This window comes from Bradyrhizobium sp. SPXBL-04 (genome assembly GCF_051853035.1).
Lineage (GTDB): Bacteria > Pseudomonadota > Alphaproteobacteria > Rhizobiales > Xanthobacteraceae > Bradyrhizobium > Bradyrhizobium zhanjiangense.
On record NZ_CP182472.1, the window covers coordinates 5404905 to 5428846 of the forward strand.

Annotated in this window: 16 protein-coding genes; 6 read left to right on the forward strand and 10 right to left on the reverse strand. The window is 61.0% G+C overall.

Annotated features, from left to right (window positions below):
• Positions 1 to 26 precede the first annotated feature (26 nt).
• The 5 genes from ACNJX8_RS25790 to ACNJX8_RS25810 all read right to left on the reverse strand — a co-directional run bounded on the left by ACNJX8_RS25790 (position 27) and on the right by ACNJX8_RS25810 (position 7568).
• A complete protein-coding gene (locus tag ACNJX8_RS25790; protein WP_439357189.1) occupies positions 27 to 2093 on the reverse strand; it encodes a tetratricopeptide repeat protein in 2067 nt (688 codons plus the stop codon).
• On the reverse strand, positions 2090 to 3433 hold the full coding sequence (locus ACNJX8_RS25795; protein ID WP_439361979.1) for an HlyD family type I secretion periplasmic adaptor subunit: 1344 nt from the start codon (positions 3431 to 3433) through the stop codon (positions 2090 to 2092). The genes ACNJX8_RS25790 and ACNJX8_RS25795 overlap by 4 nt, the downstream gene beginning before the upstream one ends.
• Entirely contained in the window at positions 3423 to 5666 is a 2244-nt protein-coding gene (locus ACNJX8_RS25800) for a peptidase domain-containing ABC transporter (protein ID WP_439357190.1), read from the reverse strand. Before ACNJX8_RS25800 ends, ACNJX8_RS25795 begins: the two co-directional genes overlap by 11 nt.
• 128 nt (positions 5667 to 5794) lie before the next feature.
• Complete coding sequence (locus ACNJX8_RS25805; RefSeq protein WP_439361980.1) at positions 5795 to 6403, reverse strand: class I SAM-dependent methyltransferase; 609 nt, start codon at positions 6401 to 6403, stop codon at positions 5795 to 5797.
• 205 nt (positions 6404 to 6608) lie between these two features.
• Positions 6609 to 7568, reverse strand: coding sequence for a calcium-binding protein (locus ACNJX8_RS25810; RefSeq protein ID WP_249760912.1), 960 nt, complete (start codon positions 7566 to 7568; stop codon positions 6609 to 6611).
• Between the two features lie 503 nt (positions 7569 to 8071).
• On the opposite strand from ACNJX8_RS25810, the gene ACNJX8_RS25815 reads away from it, so the two are divergent.
• Positions 8072 to 8716, forward strand: a complete 645-nt coding sequence (locus tag ACNJX8_RS25815) for an AAA family ATPase (RefSeq protein WP_439357191.1) — start codon at positions 8072 to 8074, stop codon at positions 8714 to 8716.
• Between the two features lie 99 nt (positions 8717 to 8815).
• Here the strand turns inward: ACNJX8_RS25815 and ACNJX8_RS25820 are convergent, their stop codons facing one another.
• Positions 8816 to 9175, reverse strand: coding sequence for a transposase (locus ACNJX8_RS25820; RefSeq protein WP_439357192.1), 360 nt, complete (start codon positions 9173 to 9175; stop codon positions 8816 to 8818).
• A 957-nt stretch (positions 9176 to 10132) separates the two neighbouring features.
• Between ACNJX8_RS25820 and ACNJX8_RS25825 the strand changes: the two genes are divergently transcribed.
• The 4 genes from ACNJX8_RS25825 to ACNJX8_RS25840 all read left to right on the forward strand — a co-directional run bounded on the left by ACNJX8_RS25825 (position 10133) and on the right by ACNJX8_RS25840 (position 15596).
• Positions 10133 to 11539, forward strand: a complete 1407-nt coding sequence (locus tag ACNJX8_RS25825; protein ID WP_439357193.1) for a hypothetical protein — start codon at positions 10133 to 10135, stop codon at positions 11537 to 11539.
• A gap of 251 nt (positions 11540 to 11790) precedes the next feature.
• Positions 11791 to 12249: a hypothetical protein gene (locus tag ACNJX8_RS25830; RefSeq protein ID WP_249760908.1), complete on the forward strand. Its 459-nt coding sequence runs from the start codon at positions 11791 to 11793 to the stop codon at positions 12247 to 12249.
• A gap of 141 nt (positions 12250 to 12390) precedes the next feature.
• Positions 12391 to 14127 (forward strand): type I secretion system permease/ATPase, encoded by a 1737-nt coding sequence (locus tag ACNJX8_RS25835; RefSeq protein WP_249761763.1) that lies wholly within the window; start codon positions 12391 to 12393, stop codon positions 14125 to 14127.
• The gene (locus ACNJX8_RS25840; RefSeq protein WP_439357194.1) at positions 14124 to 15596 is read left to right on the forward strand and encodes an HlyD family type I secretion periplasmic adaptor subunit; all 1473 of its coding nucleotides are present in this window, start codon (positions 14124 to 14126) and stop codon (positions 15594 to 15596) included. The genes ACNJX8_RS25835 and ACNJX8_RS25840 overlap by 4 nt, the downstream gene beginning before the upstream one ends.
• A 15-nt stretch (positions 15597 to 15611) precedes the next feature.
• On the opposite strand, the gene ACNJX8_RS25845 is transcribed toward ACNJX8_RS25840, so the two are convergent.
• From ACNJX8_RS25845 to ACNJX8_RS25860, 4 genes are all read right to left on the reverse strand, one after another.
• Positions 15612 to 16394 carry a LuxR family transcriptional regulator gene (locus ACNJX8_RS25845; RefSeq protein ID WP_249760906.1) on the reverse strand — a complete coding sequence of 261 codons (783 nt, stop codon included), beginning with the start codon at positions 16392 to 16394 and terminating at the stop codon, positions 15612 to 15614.
• Between the two features lie 209 nt (positions 16395 to 16603).
• Entirely contained in the window at positions 16604 to 17188 is a 585-nt protein-coding gene (locus ACNJX8_RS25850) for a hypothetical protein (protein ID WP_439357195.1), read from the reverse strand.
• 325 nt (positions 17189 to 17513) lie between these two features.
• Positions 17514 to 20843, reverse strand: a complete 3330-nt coding sequence (locus tag ACNJX8_RS25855; protein ID WP_439357196.1) for an AAA family ATPase — start codon at positions 20841 to 20843, stop codon at positions 17514 to 17516.
• Between the two features lie 46 nt (positions 20844 to 20889).
• Positions 20890 to 22332: an FAD-binding oxidoreductase gene (locus tag ACNJX8_RS25860; protein WP_439357197.1), complete on the reverse strand. Its 1443-nt coding sequence runs from the start codon at positions 22330 to 22332 to the stop codon at positions 20890 to 20892.
• An 899-nt stretch (positions 22333 to 23231) separates the two neighbouring features.
• On the opposite strand from ACNJX8_RS25860, the gene ACNJX8_RS25865 reads away from it, so the two are divergent.
• On the forward strand, positions 23232 to 23687 hold the full coding sequence (locus ACNJX8_RS25865) for an RbsD/FucU family protein (protein WP_439357198.1): 456 nt from the start codon (positions 23232 to 23234) through the stop codon (positions 23685 to 23687).
• Positions 23688 to 23942: the final 255 nt, after the last annotated feature.

Genomic DNA, 23942 nt, shown 5'->3' on the forward strand with positions numbered 1-23942 from the left:
TGGACGCTTCGTTCCGCACTGGCAGACTAGCGCAAAGTTTCTGTCTCCGGTGTGAAGGCCCGATCGCGTGTCGCGCCGATCGACTGGAGGCGCCGCACGGCGCCTTCATTGCGTTGCCGCGCCGCGTATTGATACCAATTGACCGCCGCGTCGCGATCTTGCGCGGTGCCTCGGCCCGACATCAACGCGTCGCCCAGCGCAACCTGTGCTTCCGCCATGCCTCGCTCGGCGGCCCTCTGAAACCATTCCGTCGCCTTCGTCACGTCAGCCTGGCGCCCCTGTCCCTTCCCGAGCATCACGGCGAGGTTGTACTGCGCAACCGTGTGCCCCTGCTCCGCAGCGGCCTCGTACCAGTTCACACCCTCTGCAAGATCCAGGCCCACTCCGGCGCCCGTGCAGTACATGACGGCGAGCTGGAATTGCGCCGCCGCATGCCCCGCGCGCGCTGCCTTGGCCATCCACGATGACGCTGCCTGCGCATCCCCCACGCCGCTCTTCGGATCCAGATGAAGAAGTCCCAGCATGTACTGCGCCTCGACATGGCCGGCATCGGCCGCGCGCGTGAGCCATGGAGTGGCGCCTAGCATATCGGCGGTTCCGCCGAACTTACCCATCTTCAGCGCGCCCAGTTGAAACGCTGCCGGAGGATGACCAGCCTCCGCGGCCTCTCCCAGCAAAGAGTGCGCGCGTGCAACGTTATCATCAGACGTATCCTGATGAAGCAGGAAGAGGGCATAGGCGGTCTTGGCGTCAGGATCTCCGCTGCCGGCGGCCCTGCTCAACCATTCCGACGCCATTTCCTGATCTTTGGGAACGCCCGCACCGGTCGAATAGAGCTTCCCGAGCTGCACCTGTGCAGCGCCGATGCCGCCATCTGCGGCACGTACGAACCATTTGATTGCAGCCTCCACGTTGCGCTGAACGCCGGAGCCGTTGAGATAGAAGATCGCGACGTTGAATGCCGCAGTGGCATGGCCATTTTCGGCCGCGCGCTCGAACCACTTCGCGGCCTGGCGAATGTTGGGCGAGACACCGACACCAGTCGCATAGAACCGGCCGACGAAGAATTGCGCCTGCACATCGCCCCGCTCGGCGGCCTTCTCGTACCAAACCGCCGCCTCCCGCAAATTGGGCTCGGCATCGGCTCCGTTCGAATAGAATTCCGCGAGTGCCTGAATTGCCGGAAGATAATCCTTCCGCGCCGCCTTGCGCAGCGCGGTCTCGGCGCGATCGAGGTCTTTGGCGATGCCCTTGCCGCTGAGCCGTAACAGGCCGATGTTGTAGAGTGCGATCGGATCATCACGCGTGGCCGCACTCTGGAACAGGCGAGCGGCCTCAGTCGGGTTCTCGGGCAAGCCCATACCCTTCAACGTCATGAATGCGAGCCCAATCTGCGCCCTCACGTGATCCTGCGCGGCGGCCTTGCCATACCAGATCGCGGCCTGCGCGAAATCGACGAGTACGCCGCGTCCCTGATAATAGACATCGCCGAGCGCGAACTCGGCCGGCGCAAATTTCTGATCGGCCGCCGCCTGATACCAACGAAGTGCAGCAGCAAGGTCCTTCGTGCACCCCTGCCCTTCGCTGTAGAGATTGCCCAGGATGGTCTGAGCATCCGCTTTGCCGGCTTCGGCCGCGGCCGATATCCAGCGAAACGCGGCGCAAATATCCTTAGCGACACTGGTCCCGTGCGGGAATATCAGGTGATGCACATTCGACGCGGTATCACCCAATCGCGCGGCGGAGGATTGACGCCAGGTCTCCGGCCTATTCGGTCCGAGGCTGGCGTTGACACCGTACAGATAGATCAGGCCGAGTTGATATTGCGCCTCGGCGTGACCTCGCTGCGCCGCGCGCTCGTACCACACCGCGGCATCGGGAATGCTGCCCGCCACTCCCTGGTTCTTGGCGTAGAGCATGCCGATCCGATAGTCCGCTTCCGCGTCGCCGTTTTGCGATGCACGTTTCCAGAGCTTTAGTGCCTCCAGATAGTGACCGCGCTCGAACGCTGCCTCCGCCGGACCAAGCCGCCTTTCGTCAGATCCGTGAGCGGGCCGAAGCCATTGGAGGAGCGATCGGGTCAATGCGGTCATGGCTCACGCATGGCCTCCCGGATGCCCTTCAGCATTCCGCCAAGCAAATACATTCCGACCGCCCGCGTGCCGACCTGGACGTCTCCCGCAAGCGTCATGCCAGGAATCAGGCGGAAGTTTTTCGGGACATCCTTGAAGTTGGTCGAGTCTACCGAGCAACGCGCCTTGTAGTAGGCTTCGATAGGCTTTCCATCGTCGTCGGTGGTGAAGGCGCCCTCGCTGATCCAGCGCACTTTGCCCTCCGCTGTACCATGCTCCGCGGCATTGAACGCATCGATCCGCATCGTGCAGGGGTCTCCGGGCCGGATAAAACCGACATCGCGCGAGGCGATGCGAATTTCAGCCTCGAGCTTGGTGTCGGTCGGCATCAGAGTAATAAAGGGATCGCCGGGCTTCAGCACCGACCCGACCGAGAGCCTTGCCATCGTCAACACGACCGAGTCTTCGGCGGCGGTCAATCGGACCAGATCCTGGTGCCTGAGCGCCTTCTCATAAGAGACTCTCGCCTCGTCGAGCTTGTTGCGGGTCGTCACGAGATCCTGACTCAGTTGCGCAAACCATTGCTGCTTGAAGGCGTCACGGTCCGCGATTGACGCGGCGAGCGTATTCTGGGCTTCGATTAGGCTGTTATGGGTGTTCTCCAGGGTCCGCAGCAATTCAAGCCTTGTGTCCTGGGAGATAAACATATTGAGCTGCGAGCCCGTGCCGTGCTCGGCCAGCGTCGTGCGCATGGTCTCGATCTTCTGCAAGATCTCGTCACGCTGCCGATATCTCGCATCGTCCCCGCGAAGCTTCTCCATCGTCGCCTGCGTCTGCTTGATCTTCGAATCGAAACTATTGATCTGCGCGGTATATTGCGCCATCCGCTGATCATAGAGCGCCTTCTGCAAGGCTGCGTATTTCTGGTAGTCCGGGTCGGGCTTGCTCGCAAAGACCAGCGGATGCTGATTCAGCTCGGCTTCATCGCGCGCCACCTGAGTCTCGAGACTAGCGATCTGCAACTTCGCCTGGGTCAGGTCCGCCGACGTAAAGGTCGCGTCCAGGGTCGCAATAAGCTGTCCCCGTTGCACCTGCTCGCCTTCCCGCACGTCAATCGTCTTAATGATCGATGGATCCAGCGCCTGAAGGACGCTGATCTGTCCCACCGGCACGATCCGCCCCCCGACGCTGGTGATGACGCGATCTATCCGCGTCAGAGCGAGAATGGCAACGATCGTGACCAGGAAGGCCGAGAGCACAAACAGCGTTGCTCGCGCGATCAGAGGCTCAGCCTCCTCTCGGATCGCATCCGTTTCCGATTGAAATTGGCGAACGGTCGCAAGCGCACCATCAGGAGACAAGCGTCGGACTCCCAAATCTTGACCGATCGTTGCGTGCTGCCGGCGCCAAATGTGTGTTCTGCTGATACCACAGTGAGCTGTAGATATCGTTGCGCGCCAGCAGCTCCTCATGCCGCCCGATATCGTCGACCACACCACGATTAAGCACGAGAATTGCGTCCGCCTTTGTCAGGGACGACAGGCGATGCGAGATGATGATCAGCGTCCGGCCATGCGCGATGCGCGTTATGTTGGCGTTCACGATCGCCTCGCTGTCGGCGTCGAGCGCGCTTGTCGCTTCATCGAGAATCAGGATGGGCGGGTTGACGATCAACGCGCGCGCGATCGCAAGCCGCTGCCGCTGCCCTCCCGAGAGGTTCGGCGAACCTTCATAGATATGCGTCTCGTAGCCACGCGGCAGCTTGTCGATGAATTCTTCCGCGCCCGCCAGCCTCGCCGCCCTGACCACATCATCGAATGACGCGTCCGGCTTGGCCGCGGTGATGTTTTCGCGGATGGTTCCACTGAAGAGAAAATTCTCCTGGAGCACCACACCCACGTTACGACGGAGATGGTCGATGTCGTACTCGCGAACGTCGATACCATCTATCTTGATCAATCCCTCATAATCGGAATGCAGCCGCTGCAGCAGACGCGTAATCGTGGTCTTGCCGGATCCGCTCTTGCCCATCACGCCCAAAGTAGTCCCCCGCGGGATTTCGAAGGAGATCTTGTTCAGCGTGGGCGATAGCGCTCCCTTGTATTTGAATGTGACGCCGGAGAACTCCACCTTGCCCTCGAGCGGCGAACGCACGCCATGGCCGGAACGTCCCTCTTCCGCCGGCCGGTTGACGAGATTGCCGACGACTGCAACCGCACTTCGCGCCTCGTCGTATTGATTGATGAGCTGCGCCATCTGCATCAGCGGACCCGAGACGCGCTGCGATAGCAGCAGGAATGAGAACAGGGCCCCGATATAGACGGGATCGTTGCTTTCGAGCGCGAGATAGACGCCGAGCGCATAGGAGCCGCTGACGGCCAGCCGCTCCAGCGGACGCACCACCGACTGGATGGCGTTTCCAGTCATGCCTTCCACGAGCCGGGCCTTGGCAACGCGTGCGACCAGAACATCCCACATGTGGCGCTGCCGCGTATCGAGCGCGAGCGACTTGATCGTCCGGATGCCATTCAAGGTCTGAACCAAAAATGCGCCCTGCGCGCCCTCCGCGGCCAGCACGGCAGTCGACGCCTTGCGGTAATTCGGCAACATCAGGACGAGCCACGCGACGATCAATGCCGACAAGGCGAGAACCACGATCGTCATGACGGGGCTGAAGAAGAACATGACGGGCAGGAAGAATATCAGCGTTGTAGAGTCGAGAATGGTGCCGAACAATTGCCCCATCAGGAACGAGCGAATGCGAAAGACTTCGCGAATGTCGCGCGCGACGAGGCCGACGGCCGTCTGCTCGAAATAGTCGATGGGAAGATTGAGGACCTTTTCGAAGACGTAGGTCGACAATTTGACGTCCAGCCTGGTCGTCAAACGATGGACAAGGAACTGTCTCAAGAACGAGAACGCCGCCTCGAAGGCTATGACCACCAGCATCGCGACGCAGAGCACATAGAACGTGTTGTACGCCTTGTAGAAGATCACCTTGTCCGACAACAAGCGCCAGAACATGATCGGCGCCAGGCCGAGAAGCCCGAGGATCACGGCGGCAATCGCGACGTCGCGAACCATGCGGCGTTCGCGGAACAACAGCGCGGCTACCAGGCCGAAACTGAACGGCTGCGCTTCGTCCGATATCTCGTAGTTGCGCTTGATCAGGACGAGATCGCCGGACCAGATATCTTCAAATCGTGGTTGGTCGATCACGAGCAGCGCGTCTTCCGCGGCATTCGGATCCCTCAGCACGATGCGCGTATTGTGCGCGTCTCCCTCGACACGCAGGAGCACCATATGGCTCCCATTGCGCAGCCGAACGATGACCGGGAGCGCCTTCTTCAGATGAGACAGTCCGCCCCAATCGAGCTTGACGCACTTCGCGCGCATGCCCGCTTTCTCCGCGCAGCGGACAAGCTGATGGAGTGTGACGTTCTCGTCCGGCAGAAGGTTGTCTTGAATGAGCTGTGAGGACGTGAGGTGCAGCCCGTGCTGTCGTGCGACGATGATCAGGCACCCCAGTGCCGATGCGGGTGGCGCATCGGCAAGGTTCTGGTCATCGACATCGTGGACGGTCGTGGATGTCAAGCTACCTGCCATCTATGTTAATACTTTCACGTTCGACTGTGAGCATAACATTTTGCGACAAAAAGGCCAGCAGCACTTATCGTTGAAATTGTGAGGAATGGCTGGCCGCACTCACAGATATGTCAGGCCTAGGCTTCCTGAAAATTGAAGCCGGATTCTAACAAAGACCTCTGGATGGCCTCGGCGTCGGCCTCGGGCATCAGCGCGAGCGCACAGACCTCGAAATTTTGGGTGCTGACCGAAACGGTCGGAAACCCAGCCATCAGCAGGAGATTACCGAGTCGCTCGGCCGTAAATCCGGTTCGGTGGGCCATGTGAACGCGCCCCTCCTCGATCGCGCGCGAATGGCCGTAGAGCATGTCGAGCGGCCTGATCGGCCCCGCCGGCGAATGATAGGCTATCGCGGCAATGCCATGCTCAACGATGAACTGAGCGATCGATTCTACGTCCGGGCTCATGATCAAGGCGAATCCTCCAGGCTTCAGGACCTGGTGGAACTGACGCAGCGTCGGATAGATCTCGTGGGCATAGAGGTGTTCGAGCACGTGCGATGACCAAACCGCGTCGAAAGACTGAGACTCGAACGCGCCGCTCAAACCAAGAATCGAGCCGAGCACATCTGGCTTGACGTCGGGGTCGATGTCGAACCGAATCTCCTCCCAGCCATGATCGACGATCATCCGGGCAATGCGCTGGGCCGTACCAGGCCCGGAGCCCGCATTGAGCAAGCGTTTCATCTTGGCAGACAAGATCCGTTCCTGGCATCGGGCGCCCGGTGAGCGCCAGGTGACGATATTAGCAAATCACAACTTCTCCAGCATCGAAGCAAGACATGGCAATGATAAGACGTCAGAAGGCGAAAGACGTCTTAACTCTCGAACTTCAAAAGCAAAAGCCCCGCCGTGAGCGGGGCTTTCACTCGCGTAGCTTGCATGAGCCGGATCAAAGCTTCGGCAGATGGACGTCCTGATCGGTGAAGTGGAGATCCTCGACGCCACTGACCGCGACCGTCTGGTTGTCGCTAAAGTGTAGCGTGTAGGTGCTCGTTTTCGCGTCGACGTCGATCTTCGTGACATCGAAGAAGGAGCGATTGGCGAAGTCCACGGTGTCCGTGCCGGTGCCGCCAACGATCGTGTCGTTTCCGGTGTGGGTCTGGACATGGAACGTATCGTCGCCGCTTCCGCCTTGCAGCGTCGAGTTCGCAGCAGCCCCGCCGCCGTAGACCCAGAACACGTCTTTGCCGTCACCGCCTTGGAAGACATCGCCCTGCGCGCCGACCAGCGTATCGTTGCCGTCGCCACCGGACAGCGTGCTGTGCCCCGACGCCAGATCTTTCAGGAAGTCGTTGCCACCGTCGCCTTCGAGCAACTGAGCGCCGGAGCCCGCCTCGAGACGGTCGTTGCCGGTGCCGCCGGTCAACGTATCGTTGCCAGTGCCGCCATAGATGCTGTCATTGCCGGCGCCGCCGAACAGCGAGCTATTGCCGTGCCCGCCATGGATCGCATCGTTGCCGCTGCCGCCATAGACCGTGTCGTCGCCGCTATCGTACAGGTTCACGCTGTCGGAACCCTTGCCCATGGCGACGAACACGTCGTTATCGCCGCCGATCACATCGAGCGTCTTGCCGCCGGCGTCATCGAGGATGATCGCCTTCAGGTTCGGCGTGGTCTCGACCGTGGTGGACTGCGAAACGTCGAGGACGTTAACGACCGGCGGAACGCTCCCTCCGGAGAACGGTCCGGACTCGAACCATGCTCTCGAAGCATCCCCGGGATCGTCACTGAATACACCGCTTTGCTCGAGCGAGTCGATCAACGCCGATCTGACGCTCGCCTCGATGTGGTTTCCGTTCTGGTGAAGAAATTGGCCCAGCTCAGTCTTCGTCAGGTACGAGACGGCCATGGTACCCCCTTTCAAGTTTTACTGATGATGATCCGACGCGCCAATCAGCGGCAAAGGTGCTTGAGGCTGAATGTGCTGCGACTTGAACGGGAGCAAACAGGTTGCATCCGCCCGGCTCACCCGCGCCTTATGTTAGAATGTTAAGGCGCTGGCTACTTTTGTTATGATGAATGTTAGTCGCGGCGCACAATCACTGTCAAGGATCAAATTCACGCGCTGATAACTCGAATTTGAGGCAATGTCATATTGTGTTAACTATCGCGCGGCGATGCGGGGGGAATCCGCGATCGAATGACGCTTTTCTCGCCATGTGCCGGCGGTTTTGATCCGTACCCATACGAAATTCGTCGACGAGGCATGTGTGGAGACCATATGTACGAGCTTCGCCCGCCTCACTGCACGAGGAGCAAGCGGTCGGCAGCCCGCGAGATGAAGGCACCGACCGAATCTGCCGAGAATACGATCACTTGTTATTGTAGCGCCGCATGAATTCTCCCCGACCGATGCGGACAACCATCACAGTCACCCAACGCAAGGGAGGGGTTGGCAAAACGACGATCGCGATCTGCATCGCCGCCGAGCTGACGCGCAGGGGTCACGATGTCGCGCTGATCGACAGCGATCCTCAGCGCTCCGCCGCTCATTGGGCGGAGTTGGGCAATCTGGAATTCCCGGTCTACGAGATGGCCCTGGAGGACATTTCCGTATCCACCTGGGCGCAGGAGGTCCGAAACGTCGAGGCCGGTATGGTGGTGATCGATACTGCCCCCAACGCGCGCGGAATGGGAGCATCGATCGCGGTGGCAGACTTGATCCTAGTCCCCTGCACCGCCTCAGGGCTGGATCTCGATGCAACGACGCAGACGCTGGCCATCATTGAGGCGGCGCGCGAGCGCCGGCGAGATCGAGTTCAGGTCATTCTGGTTCCGAACCGGGTCGATGGCCGTACCCTCGAGGGGCGCCAGCTTGTCGAGGAACTGAGTGAATTCGGCGAGATTGTTGGGCCTCCGATCGCAAGCCGCCTCGCGTTCGTTCGGTCCTTCACTTACGGACAGTCGGTCGCGAGCTTCGTGGCTGGCGATCCGGCCGATCGAGAAATTCAAGCCCTGGCAGACGAAATCGAGAAAATCGTCGGAATCGCGCGATAGCAGCAGCCGACAATCGCACGACGCGCGTTCAGCACATCCACTGCATGATCCGCAGAGATGCAGGTACTCGTTCGACCAGTGAGATGAATGATATTCGAATCAGGCTTTGCGTGCCTGGCCAGCGCGGAGCGCCGGTGTCGAAGTCTCTTCGAGCCTCATCTTCTCGAGCATAAGATCCGTGACAAGCTTGCGCAGGCGCTGGTTCTCGACCGTGAGTTCTTCCAGGACACGACGCATTTCACCCATAGTCGGGAGATCGGTGGGCGCGTTCGTGCCAGCTTCGCGAAGGTTCGAAGATTGCGCCTCGTCCTTGCCTAGCGACAGTTTCCGCCAACGATGCAGTGTCATGATGCTCACCCCAAGCGCTTTGCAAATCTCCACCTGGGAATTGCCCGCTCGGGCCAGCTCGTCTGCCTGGACAAGTTTCAGCATGATTTCTTCGTGAGAATGCTTCTTCATATTCGCGCCTAGTATTCGTTGCGGCCCGTAAGCTCGCGCAGAATTCGCTGTCTGGCTTGGCCAGGGGGGTGACCTGACCAGCGTCAAATAACATATACGCCGGGATTCGGAAAATGACTCAGGGTGATGCTATCATACTTATGCCAAGTTCATGAATGATATTTTTGGTTATGTAAACTTAATCCTGAGTGTTAGCTGCAGTGCAATTAACGTTTTCGGAACTCTAATTTCAATTCGGATAAAGATGATCCTGCGTCCGTTGACCACCCCTCCGCATTAAATCTTGTCGAAATATGCAGCCATAGCCTGCCGATGCTGCTGTAGGAAGACGCTGGACCTGAGTATGGCATCGTATTGCCGATTTTGACCTCAGTATCGGAGGCGCCCGGTCCATACGTTTCTGACCGGCTGCCGGTACAGTCGCTGCGATCATCGCGGCGAAAGATGCCGCAAAAGCCAAGAACATCGTCCCCCCGAAGCACCGCGTTTACGAGACACGCGCAAGGATGCGGATGGCTTGGCCTGTCAGGCCTGGATTGCACGCATGCTCAGCTTTCAGCGAGTCGGCCAACTCTCCTTTGCGCTCGGCAACAGAACGCCGGCTATCGTTGTCTCGAGGCGAAGTGCCTCGGGCGCGACACGCATCAAATCGTACCGCTCGACGATGCGATCGCTAGCTACTTAGATCGAATTGCTACCCGTCCGCTCGATATCAAACTTAGTCGGCTCTGCGCGCCAAGAGCAGCCCCTCCCCAGATCGTACTTTCCAGCATCGGCCGGCGCAAAAGTTACAAAGGCTGTAGCCTCACTCGAACGGATGTAGCCGATGTTACGGCTACCACCCGAAGCGCTATATCCGAACTGACGACTGGGCTTTCGATCTTCCCAGGATGACATTCCGTCCGGAGTGCAGAGCCCCTCCGATTGCGCGGAGCGATTGTGATGAGGGAGGTTACAATGGATTTTTCACGAGTGTCGGATGGAATCCGGCTGCATCACGCCTCCCATCGCCACCATGGCTACGATTGTGACGACGACTCCGGTCCGGCACCGCGTGCCCCGCACCTGATCGACAGTGGCGTCAAAGTCCATGGTCCAAGCCCGTTTGCGAGCCATGGAGCGCATCCCGCGAGCGCTCATGCCCTGTCCCATGACTCTGGCCCAATTCAATTCGAACATCTCACCACATCGGTGGGTCACTTCGGCCACCACACTGCGGCGGGCCAGAATCCTTCGGCCACCGAGTCGGCTTGCGGCGCATACCATTTCGGGATGGGCGCCGCCACGGTCGAGAGCGGAACGAACCCGGCTGGGAACGGCGGAGACGGCTACTTCTACGGCGGCATCGTTCACGCGTCTTTGCTGATCTATGAGCCGATCAACATCTCGGTGAGTTCAGGATACGGCTCGGTCGCCCTGGCCAACCAGTCCAACAATTTGAACGTCGATCAATCCGCTTTTCAGATCGCCGGCGTCGGCGGACATGGCGGCAGTGAAAATATTGCATCGGGAGGGAGCGTCAGTACTTCCTCTTGGACGAATGTGATCGCCAGCGGCGACAACAGTGCCGGTAACGGCGGCAGCGGCTATTTCTCCGGTGCGTTGGTGGACGCTCCCGTGGTGATCTATCATCCGATCAACATTGCGTTGGCGAGCTCGGGCGGCTCAGCTCATGCGAGTCAATCGAACACGGTCGACATCGATCAATCGGTCACGCAGATCGCGGGCGTCGGCGGAAATGGCGGACATGGCAATGTGGCCGCCGGCGGTAGCATCCTCACGCTCGACCCTAGCTGGGGATCAAGCAACGAAGTGAGCGCCTGGGACGTTCAAACCGGCGGGAGCCAGGCCGGCAATGGCGGGGACGGCGCGTTTTACGGGGAGCTCGTCCATACCTCGTTCGTGCTGTATAATCCGATCAACATCGCGATCGCTGGCTATGGCTCCAGCGCTTACGCGGTCCAGACAAATGATGTTTCCGTGGATCAATCCGCGGTTCAGATCGCCGGCATTGGCGGACACGGCGGCAACGACAACGCCGCAGCGGGCGGCAACGCAAACCTTCTCTCCCATAATCTGTGGGGCGGCTCCGACACGATCGCGACCGGCTCGAACAGCGCAGGCAATGGCGGCAACGGCTATTTTGCCGGCAGTCTGATCGATGTCAGCGTCGCGATCTATGCGCCCATTAATATAGCCATCGCAGGTCCACATTCGACGGCTGTGGCCGATCAGGTCAACAACGTGCACATCGACCAGAGTGCGGTTCAGATCGCCGGAGTTGGCGGGGACGGCGGCTATGGCAATCTTGCGCTAGCTGACGATGCCGCGCATCTCTTGTCAGACCTTCACCTGGTGGCATAGCGACACTTCGTACCGCTTGCATGATCGATCGCATGGCGGCACGTGCAGTTGCTACTCCTCGCCTGCAAAGCCCCGCGTAGAGGCACCCCCGCCTGACGAACGGCGTACTTTCGTACGTAGGCCGACAAAGCCGGATTGTATCCGATTTGACATCTATCGCACTCGCGCACGGGCGGATCAGACTTGCCGCGCGCGTCCGCCTGATCGGGATGGATGTTGCACGACAGCCAACAGAACGACGGAGGCCTCAAATGATGCCAAAGGCAATCAACATCACGGATACGATCGACTTCAAATCGATCAACACCGGTGGTCAAAGTGCCGGAAATGGCGGCGACGGTACTTTCAAGGGAGCCATCATCAGCAAGCCGACTCTCAACTTCGATCCAACCAACAAAGCCGACGGTGCCGATGTGCATGTGAACACCGGTGATCACGTCAAACAGACGGCGGATTGGGACGCCGGGGGCGCAAACACCAAGGCCTCATGGTTTTCCAAGGCCCATGGCGGAGACGCCCAGTCGAATGGAAGCCAGAAATCCTACAGCGGCCACGATACCTCCAAGGTATACGCCAATACGGATGCCACCCAGATCAACAAGCTCATTGTGGACCAGCACCAGGAAGTCGTGGCTGGCATCGGCGGCGATGGTGGAGACGGCAACTTCGCGTGGGGTGGAGGAGTGACCTTCCATCTCGATACGCTCTGACCAGCGACTCGTCCGACTGGCGGGACCGGCGGCCACTGCCGCCGGTCCTGGATTTCACGTCAATACCCCCGTGATGCCGTTGCCAGATTGCATTGGCCGTCGGGCAAGTGCGCCGGACCTCGATTTCAGGCGGTGACGATCATGCTGGTGCCGCCCATTCGATTGCCCATCCTGCCGCCAATCCGTACGCCGCTGCACGCGGCCCTCTGGTCCTGTGCGGGACCGCTTGGTCTCGTATTCGCATATAGTTGCAGCTACAATTTGCTTCTGTTTGCGCCCTCCATCTACCTTCTTCAGATCTACGACAGGGTTTTGTCGAGCCGGAGCGGCGACACACTGCTTCTGCTCACGCTCATTGTCGCGATCACGGTCGTGGTCGGCGGCGTGTTCGATGCATTGCGGCGTGCTGTCCTGGGCCGGCTTGGTTCCTGGCTCGACGATCGGCTTCGTGCTTGCGTACTTTCGGCCAGCCTCGAATCCGCGCTTCGCAGCGATTGGACGCGGGCCTCGGACGCATATCGGGATCTCACGATCCTGCGCCAGTTCGTGGAATCCGGCGCATGTCCGATGCTGTTCGACGCGCTCTGGGCGCCCCTGTTCCTCCTGGTCCTCTTTCTGATCCATCCCCTGCTTGGCGTGGTGGGCGCCTGCTGCGTGGCCTTCCTGTTCGCTCTCACGGTTGTCGGAGATCTGGTGACCGAGAACGTTCTGCTCAAATCCAGCGCTGCGCTGTCCAGAAGCTACGGCCGCCTTCAGGCTGCCGCCGGCAACGTCCACATGATCCGCGCCATGGGAATGTTCGATAGTGCAGCGCGAGCGATCTACCACGACGCGCAGGACGCCCGCAGAGAGCACGACGAGGCACTGCGCCGAGGCGAGATCGTGATGCTTGCCACCAAACCGGTCCGCGCGCTCTCGCAAGTCCTGATCATGGGAGCAGCCGCGTGGCTCGTCCTTGATCACGGGAAAAGTCCGGCGATCATCTTTGCCTCTACGCTGATGTTCAGCCGGGCGCTCGCGCCAGTCGAGAGTGCAATCGCAGGCTGGAAATCACTCGTTACGGCCGTGAGTGCCTGTCAGCGGCTCGGCGCTCTTCTCGCCGCATTCCCCGCCACCGAGCAGCAGGATACGGAGATCTCGCCGCAACAAGCGCGGAGCGGTCTCCTCGTCGATAACGTTGGTGTAAAGCTACCGGGGCCCGACCACTTTCTGCTGAAAGATGTCTCGTTCAGCCTCGCGCCCGGAGAGTGCCTTGGCATTATCGGTCCGTCCGGTTCTGGCAAGTCCCTGCTTGGCCAAGTGATCGCCGGGCTGTCGATGCCAACGCATGGCGGTGTCCGCCTCGATAATACCGACGTCTCGCTGCTTCGCGAGCAACGAAGCGGCCAACATCTGGGATATCTGCCCCAGGACATCAATCTGCTCGGCGACACCATAAACGACATCATCGCGCGGCTTGATGCTGTCGATCGGCGGAAGGTCGTCGATGCGGCCAAGCTCGTCGGAATCCATGAGGCGATCATGCGCCTACCGCTCGGGTACGACACGGTGGTTCACAGTGAAAAATCATTCTCGCGCGGATATCGGCAGCGCCTCGGTCTGGCCCGAGCCTTTTTCGGCAGTCCGCGCCTCGTTGTTCTAGACGAGCCGAACGCCAGCCTCGACTACGGGGGCGAGCGAATGCTGCTGGATGCCATCGAGCGCATGAAGCGCGAAAATGTCGTCCTGGTCGTCGTCACTCACCGGATGGGTCTCCTCGCAGCCACGGACAAGATCGCCATCATGGAAGACGGTGCGGTCGTCGCGTTCGGCGACAGCGAGGAAATCTTTGAACGGCACTTGGCTCGGCCCCAGGTTACGTCGCAAGTTGCGCCATGACCTGGCATTTTCCCACAAGCTGGAAGCTTCCCGCGGTCTCGCAACTTCCCATGATCTGGGACCAGATCACGCGAACACCCGTACGCCCCCCGCTCGCCGGGCGACTTGGAGACGTTGTCACCGCAATCGACGATTTCGAGCCTCTCGAATTTCCATGGTGCTCGACCCCCACACCGGTCTCTCCGCGCGCCAGGCTTCGCGGGATCACCCTCGCGGGCAATCTGCTGGTGCTCGGCTTCATGCTAGGGCTTGGCACATGGGCGAGCTTCGCGCCACTTGAGAGCGCCGCAATCGCGTCCGGCGTCGTGGAATCGGAATCGAACCGCAAGACAATTCAGCATCTGGAAGGCGGTATCGTCAGGAGGATCCTGGTTTCGGACGGCGATGTCGTGCGAAGCGGACAAGCGTTGATCACGCTGGACGACACCCGCGCCGATTCGGAGGTGCAAAGTCTGCAAGGCCAGTTGTGGGATGCAATTGCTCGTGCCGCGCGGCTTCAGGCCGAGCAGCAGAGATTTGAGAGGATCGCAGTCCCGAGCACGCTGGACCAGGACAGCCAACAGAATGGGGCAGCGGCCGCTGCGCTGTCGGCGCAGCAGTTCATTTTCCAGGCACGCCGGCAGGTTCACGAGTCGCAGCTTGCGGTCATTCGCGAGCGGAGGCATCAGGTCGAGAAGGAGATCGAAGGTCTCAAGGCTCAGGAGAGCGCCACCGGGCAGCGAAGCGACATCGTCCGGGAAGAACTCGATATGGTCACGACCCTCGTCAACAAGGGACTCGAACGGCGGCCACGGCTTCTGAATCTGCAGCGTGAACTGGCCGATGTTGAGGGACGTCGTGGTGAGATCGCGGCGCAGATTTCCCGCGCCGAGCAGGTCATCAACGAGTCGCAGGCAAATTTGTTCAAGCTCGAGAGCGAAAGGCAGAACGAGATCGCACAATCGCTTCGCGAAGCACAGAACCAGATATTCCAACTCCGCGAACGGTTGCTTGCGGCCAGGGACCAACTAACCCGAACGGAGGTCAAGGCGCCCGAGGACGGCGTGATAACTGACCTGCGGATTCATACGACCGGCGGCGTCATCGGGGCTGGCGCTCCGCTCATGGACCTGGTGCCCCGGCAAGACCGCCTCATCGTGACCGCCCGCCTGCGGCCGGAGGACATCGACGTGGTGCATCCCGGCCTCAATGCCGAGGTGCATCTCGTACCGTATAATCAGCGTCGCGTGCCGCGCCTGAAGGGAACCGTCGTGCACGTATCCGCGGACCGGCTCCTCGACAAGCGTACCGACCAGCCATACTACGCGACCAGGATTCGGATCGACGACGCACAGATGGCTGCAAATGGCATCCAGATCGTTCCCGGTATGCCCGTTCAAGTGTTCATCACCACGGGGCGCGGCACCGTTGCACTTTACGCGCTGAGCCCCCTGCTCGACAGCTTCCGCGGTGCATTCAGGGAGGATTGATTCAGCTCCCCGTGACTAGGTCTCCGGCGTTGAGGCTGCGCCCGGATCGTGATCGCGACTCTGCGCGGGCAACCGGCCGCGCCAGCGGAGGACCGCTTCCGTGCGATTGTGAGCGGCACATTTCCTCATGATATGCTGAATGTGCATTTTAACGGTGCTCTCCGAGAGGTTCATTTTGGCGGCGATCAGCTTGTTGGGCAGGCCGAGCTCCAGTTCCGCCAGAACCTGCTGCTCTCGAGGCGTGAAATCGGTCAAGCTCCTGTCGATAGCCGCCCTGGCTGCTTCGTTCGTCAGATATGCGGACGCGAACCGACGCGCATCCGGTGGCTCGAAACCCGGTATCCTGTTTATTCCAGCGATGGGTAACGGCCTGTAGCAGCCTCCGACAAGAACAAGGCGCAGGCCGGCGATGACGACCTCTATTGGCAGCGAGGTGGGGAGAAAACCGCGCACACCCCGCTGCATCGCGGCCTGCGCGGTCGGCTCGTCGTCATGGTTTGACAGGATTGCAATGGCCGCGTTGGGACAGCACTCCGCGACGAAGGCGAGATCGTCCTCAACCGAGGGATCGCCGATAGGCTTGTCCGCGATACTCAGCAACACCAGACGAACATCGCGAGCTGACGCGCTGTCCAAGCTTTGGACCGTTGCCATGTCAAGGATCTCGAATTCGGCCAATTCCCGCCTGAAGACGTTCAGAATGCATGTGCGAGGCAATAGAAGGGGCTCGATGATCACCAGAACCGGCAAGTGAAGCGATCCATTGAGCCGTTTTGAGAAGTTGGTTAGGTCATCCATGATTTCCTCGGAATGAAAAGAATCTCTGCCACAGTCCCACGATCCGTGCTGTGTATTCCCGTTGCGGCATTCATCCTGAATACATCGTCACGCGCAGTGCCAACATTAGGATCGCATCCACTGCGGGATAGTCTGACGCCCGGGTGGAAATTCTTTCCGCTCAAATCACATGGACGCGTGCCGCACCGTGGCGCGGTCGACGCATCCCCTCAATTGCAGATATTTCGATACGCGGTTGACGCCGCCGACCCCGACTTGCCGTCGACGACGTATGCTTCATCCTCCTTCACGAGATACAGAAACGGTTTCTCTCCAGTCTCGTCGCCTGACGCGCGTCTTCCTTTCACACGACCGCAAATCGTATCCACAGCGCGCCCAAACATGTTCAATCGCATTGCGCGCTTCATATCGCTGAACTCGGCCGATCCTGGATCGTCCATCTTCGATGCGATCGTGACCTTTGCCCTGTCCAGGACAGTATCTGACCTTGCCGCCGGGCGTTCGGGCGCCGGGTCGCTGATCCTCGTGCGCGGGGCAGCAGCCTTGGCGAGATCGGCCGATCCGCGTCTCTTCGGGGATGGCCTCTTGCCGGACTTTGCCGAGGTTGCAGAATTCGATTTGACAATCGCAGGAGTTGGCGCCAATGCCGCCGGCGTTGGCTCTGCGGGTCGGGCGACTGCAACCGTGTCGAAACAGGGTCGCGCCGCACACCCAAGGAAATATCCTCGGGACGGCGCGAACCAGCCAAAGCCGACCAGAATTCCTGCCAGCACTCCAACAAAAAGCAGTCCCATCCGATTCCCCTCCTCGGGAGCTCGGCTCGCAATCGTAACTAGGACTAATTCCGCGCTGGTGATCTATCTGTTGCGCAAAAGCGTTAAGCGCTCATTAAGCGCGGAAGGTTGCCCGGCATCTGCCTGGGCGGGCCGGTCCGGCTCCAGGCCATGCGGAAAGCCCGTTTTGTCATCTCGCCGAGCGACAGCCGGGGGATGAAATCTTCCCCGATTGCTGCTCAACCCAGGTCAGCGCACAACCCTTACCGAACTGATCACCGCATCGCAGAACGATGGCGCGGCGCGCTAGCGGACGGGGAGATGGGGCGCTATTGCGGCAACTTCGTCACAGCTCTGCCAGCAACTTGCGCGCTTCCACGAGATCGCGTGTTTCCAAGCCCTCGCTGAACCAGCTGTAGATCGGCACAAGAGCGTCGCGCGCCTCTCGCCGCATGCCGCGTGCCGCCTGGAGTCTGGCGCGCGCAACGCTTGCGCGAAGCTCGGGCAGCCTTGCACCCTGGACAGCGGCAATTTCACTCGCGGCCTGGAACTCCGCGTCCGCTTGATTTTCGGCCTCCTCCTCGGCTGCCAGCAACAGCAGTTCACCGCGCTCCCGGTGAAGTTCGACGGCGCACCAGCTCTCGAGACTGGCGTCCGCAATTGCCACCGCTTCGTCGATGACCCGAAGCCCGGCCATGGCGTTTCCAGCCTTGCGATGAAGCGCCGCGAGCAAGCCAAGATGGTGCGGAATACGTAGCCCCGCACTTGTACGTCGGAAATCCTCAAGCCCCGCATCAAAGTCCGCAAGACCTTCCTCAAGCCTGCCGGATTCAGCGATCGCCCAGGCGCGAACGAGGCTGGCCCATGCGCCATAGTAGTCGAAGCGGTACTCGGTGCAGATGTCGCGTGACTCTTCAGCGGCTTTCAGTGCGGCATCGGGCTCTTGCCGGAATTGATATAGCATCGCCAGATAGTTGAGCGCGAGCGCGATGCTGAATGGATGTGAAATCTCACGCGCGACGGCGAGCCCTTTCTCAGCAATCCCAAGGCTACGAACGGGATAGCCGAGATGCCAATCGCAATGGCTCATGTAGGCGCGGCAGAATACGCTCATATCAATTCCGTAGACCTCGGAATAATAGCGGCCGCGGTATTCGCCGGCTTGTGCGCTTCTCTCGAACCGGTCGCGCGAGAATTGAAACTGGCCGAGGTGGAATGAGAGCACTCCCGCAAGATGATCGGCTTCGGCTTGACGCACGGGATCACCGCTTCGTTTCGCTAGCGCCTCCGTCTCCTCGACGAGGCTTGTGACCTCGCGCAGGTTGGCGCGCACGTGGTAGACGTGGCCGAGCCCCTTCAACGCGGCGGAGAGATCAGCCTCGCTCTGCAGCTCGCGGCTGAGCTCCTGTGCGCGCTGGAACGCCGCTTCTGCCTCGCGCGAAGCAAATCCTTTTGTTGCAATCAGCGGGCCGCCAAGCCCAAGCTGCAGGGCAAGCTCGAAGCGCGAGCGTGATGCTCCAGGAGGAAGTGCTTGGGCGCACTCGAGCCCCGATCTCAGATGGGCAATTGCCTCCATATTCGCCGATCGGGCGGCTGCGAGGCGGCCGGCCCTCAGCCAGTATGGAATGGCCTTCTCGGCCAATCCCGCCTCGCCAAAGTGACGAGCGACCAGCTCCGGCTGTGCTTCGACAAGTTGCGGAAAGAGCGCTTCGATCGATGTGGCAATCCGCGCGTGCAGCTCCTGGCGGCGCCGCTTGAGCAGGCTTTCGTAGGCGGCATCGCGCACCAGGGCGTGCTTGAAGACATAGGTCGCGGCAGGCGCGAGGCCGCGCCGGAAAACGAGCTCTGCCGCTACCAAGCGGTCAAGCGCCGCGGCAAGCTCCCCGTCTGGCATCGACACGACCGCAGCAAGCAATTCGTGATCGAACTCACGGCCGATACAGGCTCCGATCTGGGCGACCTCCTTGACCGGAGCAAGACGGTCAAGCCGCGCCATCAACGAATCGTGCAGCGTCGCCGGGATCGCCAAGGACGGGAATGCGCCGGCGAGCACGTAGCGAGCGCCGGTGTAGCGGAGGATCCCGGCTTCAAGAACGGCCTTCGTGAGCTCCTCGGTAAAGAGCGGCACACCCTCGGTCCGCGCCAGAATCTGGTCGAGGACCTCGGCGGGAAGCGCTTTGCCTTCGGTGATCCGGTCGACAAGTGCAACCACCTGCGCCTGTGGCAGGCGGTTTAGCATGAGCAACGTGACGTGCGGAAACCCGATCCATGGTGGCGGGAGTTCCGGGCGGAACGTGGCCACGACCAGCACTGGCAGGTCCTGAAGACGATCCACGATCTGGTCGAACAGCTCGCGCGAAGTGGGATCGAGCCAGTGCGCATCTTCAAGCGCCATCAGCACCGGGCCGCGAGCGGCAAGTCGATCGAGTCGGGCCAGAAAGGTGCGGAACAGGAGCGCCTTCCTTTGCTGCGGCGACATCTCCGGCTGGGTGCTCGGCCTCTCAGTTGGAATGCCGAGCAGATCGGCAATAAGCTGGATTGCATCGCTAGACAGCCCTTCACCATTTTCGCCGAGGAGTAATTCGAGCCGCTTGAGCCGTGTTTCCGCGGCGTCCTCAGGTGCGAACCGCGCCTCCCGCTCGAGCTGCGAGATGAAGGGAAAGAGCGGACTGTTCAGGTGATGCGGCGAGCAGGCGTAGCTAACGAGCGTGATTTGTTCGGCCTGCAGCCGTTCTCGCAGCGCGAGCACCAATCGTGATTTTCCGATTCCTGGCTCGCCAAAAATCAAGACGACCTGTCCAGCCCCTCCTTTGGCAAGCTGCCACCGTGACAGCGTCAAATCGAGCTCCTCGCTGCGCCCCACGAGTGGCGTGACGTGGGCTCCATGCAAAGCCTCGAACCTACTCTCTGCCCGGCCTTCGCCGATGACCCGCCAAGCTTGCACCGGATCGGGAAAGCCCTTGAGCCGAAGGGAACCGAGCTCAATAAAGTCGAAGAGATCGCCGACCAGGCGGCGCGTGCTGTCGGCGATAACGACCGTACCGGGCTCCGCAACCTGTTGCAGACGGGCCGCGAGATTAGGCGTTTCCCCAGTGATTGCTTCCTCCTTCGCAGCACCTTCCCCGAGCAGATCACCCACCACGACAAGCCCGGTGGCGATGCCGACGCGTGCTGCCAGCAGGCCTCCTGCACCTGACGACATGCCGCTGACCGCTGTTGCGACCGCAAGTCCCGCCCGGACAGCTTGCTCTGCCGCATCTTCGCTTGCGCGCGGCCAGCCGAAATAGGCCTGCACGCCGTCTCCCAGAAACTTCGCGACGTGGCCCTCCAGTCGCGCAATCTCTCCCGCCACCGTGTTCGAGTAGGCCCGCATGACCTCGCGCAACTCCTCGGGATCGAGACGGCGGCTGAGGTCGGTCGAGCCGACGAGGTCGACGAACATGAGCGTGAGCTGACGGCGCTCCACCGACGCGGAGGGCCGCGCCGCCGCCAGGTCCGCTGGTAGCAGGTCGATTGCATCGAGGAGCTTCCGCCGGTGGCCGACAGCCAGGACTCCAATCTCCTTGAGATCTTCAACCGTCAGGTGGGGCAGGATCTCAAGGTCAATTCCGTTGTCGCGGAACGTCTGCTCATAGGATTGCAGGCCCAGGCTGCGCAGCCATTCTCCGATGTCCAACTTCGTCTCCGTAGCCCCCTCGATTACGGATCCCCTCCTCCTCTTGTCAGGCGGCCGGTCGCTGTGCAGCTGCCGGCCTGACGTTCTGGTTTAGCCGGAACAGGTTGCTGGGATCGTACTTGGCCTTCAGCGCGGCAAGACGAGCGTAGTTCGGGCCGTAGGCGCCGGCTACGCGATCGGTCTCGTCCTCCGGCATGAAGTTGACGTAGACGCCGCCGGTTGCGTGAGGCGCAGTCTCAGCAAAGAGCCTGCGCGCCCAGGCGACCGAACGTTGCTCATCCGCCGGATCGCGCCATCGCGTGTGAACGTTCATGACAAACTTCGCATCGCGGTGAGGGAACGCCGTGGCGTCGACGGCCACGCGACTGGTGGCGCCACCAAGCTGACCGATGAAAATCTCGCACTCCCCGGTCGGCAGGCTTGTCGTATGGCTCACCAGCGTATCGAGAAGACCGTCGTTGAGTTCAACGAAATTGTGCGACTTCCAGTAATTATAGGCGCCGGGCGCGAGAAGTGGGTCAAACGCGGTCTGCCAAGCCGCGAAGGGCTGCATGCCGACCACGTCTGCGATCGGCTCTCCGAGCGCGCGCAACGGCTCCAATGCACGCTTGCCCTCGTTCTCATCTCCCGCACAGCAGACGGCGAACGCGACGATCTCCTTGCCGTGAACCTCAGCGGGCAAGAACGGCAGCGGCGGTGCCTGCCTGAGCACCACCCACACCGTCAGTTCGTCGGGCGCCTTGGCGGCGACGTCGCGATAGCCCGTCAGCAGCTCCTTCGCCCGCGCAAACGGATGGACGATGAGTCCGGCCAGAACCATCGGACCAACAGGATGCAGGCGGAACTCGAACGAACTCACCACCCCGAAATTGGCTCCGCCTCCGCGCAGCGCCCAGAACAGGTCGGTCTTCTCGGCGATGTTTGCCCGGACGAGCTCGCCTTCGGCCGTCACCACGTCGGCCGAGATCAGGTTGTCGACGGCAAGCCCGAACTTGCGGCTAAGCCACCCGAAGCCGCCGCCCAGCGTCAATCCCGCAACGCCGGTCGTCGAGTTGATCCCGAGCGGGGTAGCAAGGCCGAAAGCTTGCGCCTCCTTGTCGAAGTCGCCAAGCGTTGCCCCCGGGTCCACGCGCGCGGTGCGGTGAAATGGATCAACCCGGACGGAGCGCATCAGCGAAAGATCGATCAGGAGCCCGCCGTCACAAACAGCGTTGCCCGCGATGTTATGGCCGCCGCCGCGCACAGCGACCAAGAGGCCGTGCTCACGCGCAAGCCGTACGGCACGAATGATGTCTGCGGTCCCTCTGCAGCGCACGACCGCGCCTGGGTGGCGGTCGATCATCGCATTCCAGATCGTGCGCGCTTCGTCATAGCCCGGCTCCTCGGGCAGACAGACGTTGCCTCGCAAGGTTTGGCGAAGGGCAGCAATTGCATCGCTTTCAAGCGTAATCGCCCCGCCCTGCAGCGAGGCCAGCCGGATCTCCGTCATGGCATCCTCCGTGACTAGCGGTCAGAATTTCGGCAGTCAGCTCTCATGCTCTTGGACGGATCAGCAGAAGGGGCGGCCACGCCCACGGCTCTTGCAACCGACGCGGCGCAGAATCACCCCGCTGCACGCCGTTCGACATTGCGAACGGTAGATTTCCGCCTAGAGGTTAGTCCTCCGGCAAAACGAATGGTTCTGCGACAGAGTGTCTCGCGGATGAGGAGCGCGGACAAGCCCGCGCGGGTCGCGCTTCCCGTCACCTGCAAACCAAACCAAGAAAATCCGGTCCGCACGGGGAGCTCGGAGGTCCGCTCTTGATGCTGTGGACGGCTCCTCCACGGGCACGAGCCGCTTTCCAGTCGGAGTGCAGCGAAAGCCGTACGGTCCCCGGCATCTCTATTAGGCGCGGTACCGAGCAACGATAATCAAGCTGGGGGCGAGATTCTGGAACTCCTTGAGCTCGAGCTGGGGGACCATTTGCCGTTTGGAGCCGGGGTCCAGCGACTCCCCCCGAGATCACATTCTTTTCCGTTACGCTGAACGACACCAACGCGGGTCCGCTCACCATGCCGACAAACGAGATCAGCTTCTCGGTCGCTGACGGCTGCACTGCCCGTCAATTCGATCGCGTCGAGCCTCGACTGCTCAAGCTCGCTATCACTAGATTTTTCTTGGTCTCCCGGTGCACACGTCGTGGTCGGGCAAGTCCGGCAACCCGAGGCAGGGACAAACAGCGATGAGGCGATGGCCATCACACTGCGCGTCAGCTCCTTGCTTGGCTCGTAACAGCGCGATCTGGTCGGCATTGAAGGCCATGCCGAGCGGTCGATATGGACGACAGCGCGGAGACGTCGGATATTGGGCCGATCAGAGAGGCCTGAACATTTCAAGGGAGGCGCGCTATGCTGAAGTCGATCGATCCTGTTCTGAATGCTGATGTGCTTTATGCGCTGCGGTCCATGGGGCATGGCGACGACCTCGTGCTCTGCGATACGAATTTCCCGGCCGACTCCGTCGCCCGCCAGACCGCCCTCGGAAAGCTACTCCGCATTGATAACGTCAGCGCGGGCCGCGCCGCGCGCGCGATCCTGTCGGTGCTACCGCTCGATTCCTTTGTCGACAAGCCGGCGTTGCGCATGGAGATCGTTGGGCAGCCGAACGAAATCCCGGACGTGCAAGCCGAGGTGCAGAAGGAGATCGACGCCGCCGAAGGCCGCTCGCTTCCCCTGGCGTCGATCGAGCGGTTTGCCTTCTACGAGCTTGCGAAAAAGTCCTACTGCGTGGTCCAGACCGGCGAACGGCGCTTCTATGGCTGCTTTATCTTCAAGAAGGGCGTGATCGCGCCTGATGCGCCTTAAGTCGCGCCAAGGCATTGGCGGCAGCACGGGCCGCGCGACGCATTCGGCGCAAATGTGACGGCGACGCGACATCCTTCGCCGGAGCCAGCTCACACATGATAGGCTACTGCAGCGCAAGATCGACAGCATCGTTTGCATCGCATGCGGTCGACCGCGTCCGCTTTGCGCGGATTCGTTGACATTGATCGGTGCCGTTGCATACTCGACGCGGCTTCCCGCACCGCCGCCGCGACATGAACTTCCGCGAGCGTCACT

Bases quoted from the DNA above. Each gene is read 5' to 3' on its own strand.
- ACNJX8_RS25790 (WP_439357189.1), bottom strand. From the start codon at position 2,093: ATGACCGCATTGACCCGATCGCTCCTCCAATGGCTTCGGCCCGCTCAC.
- ACNJX8_RS25805 (WP_439361980.1), bottom strand. From the start codon at position 6,403: ATGAAACGCTTGCTCAATGCGGGCTCCGGGCCTGGTACGGCCCAGCGC.
- ACNJX8_RS25810 (WP_249760912.1), bottom strand. From the start codon at position 7,568: ATGGCCGTCTCGTACCTGACGAAGACTGAGCTGGGCCAATTTCTTCAC.
- ACNJX8_RS25815 (WP_439357191.1), top strand. From the start codon at position 8,072: ATGCGGACAACCATCACAGTCACCCAACGCAAGGGAGGGGTTGGCAAA.
- ACNJX8_RS25820 (WP_439357192.1), bottom strand. From the start codon at position 9,175: ATGAAGAAGCATTCTCACGAAGAAATCATGCTGAAACTTGTCCAGGCA.
- ACNJX8_RS25825 (WP_439357193.1), top strand. From the start codon at position 10,133: ATGGATTTTTCACGAGTGTCGGATGGAATCCGGCTGCATCACGCCTCC.
- ACNJX8_RS25830 (WP_249760908.1), top strand. From the start codon at position 11,791: ATGATGCCAAAGGCAATCAACATCACGGATACGATCGACTTCAAATCG.
- ACNJX8_RS25835 (WP_249761763.1), top strand. From the start codon at position 12,391: ATGCTGGTGCCGCCCATTCGATTGCCCATCCTGCCGCCAATCCGTACG.
- ACNJX8_RS25840 (WP_439357194.1), top strand. From the start codon at position 14,124: ATGACCTGGCATTTTCCCACAAGCTGGAAGCTTCCCGCGGTCTCGCAA.
- ACNJX8_RS25845 (WP_249760906.1), bottom strand. From the start codon at position 16,394: ATGGATGACCTAACCAACTTCTCAAAACGGCTCAATGGATCGCTTCAC.
- ACNJX8_RS25850 (WP_439357195.1), bottom strand. From the start codon at position 17,188: ATGGGACTGCTTTTTGTTGGAGTGCTGGCAGGAATTCTGGTCGGCTTT.
- ACNJX8_RS25860 (WP_439357197.1), bottom strand. From the start codon at position 22,332: ATGACGGAGATCCGGCTGGCCTCGCTGCAGGGCGGGGCGATTACGCTT.
- ACNJX8_RS25865 (WP_439357198.1), top strand. From the start codon at position 23,232: ATGCTGAAGTCGATCGATCCTGTTCTGAATGCTGATGTGCTTTATGCG.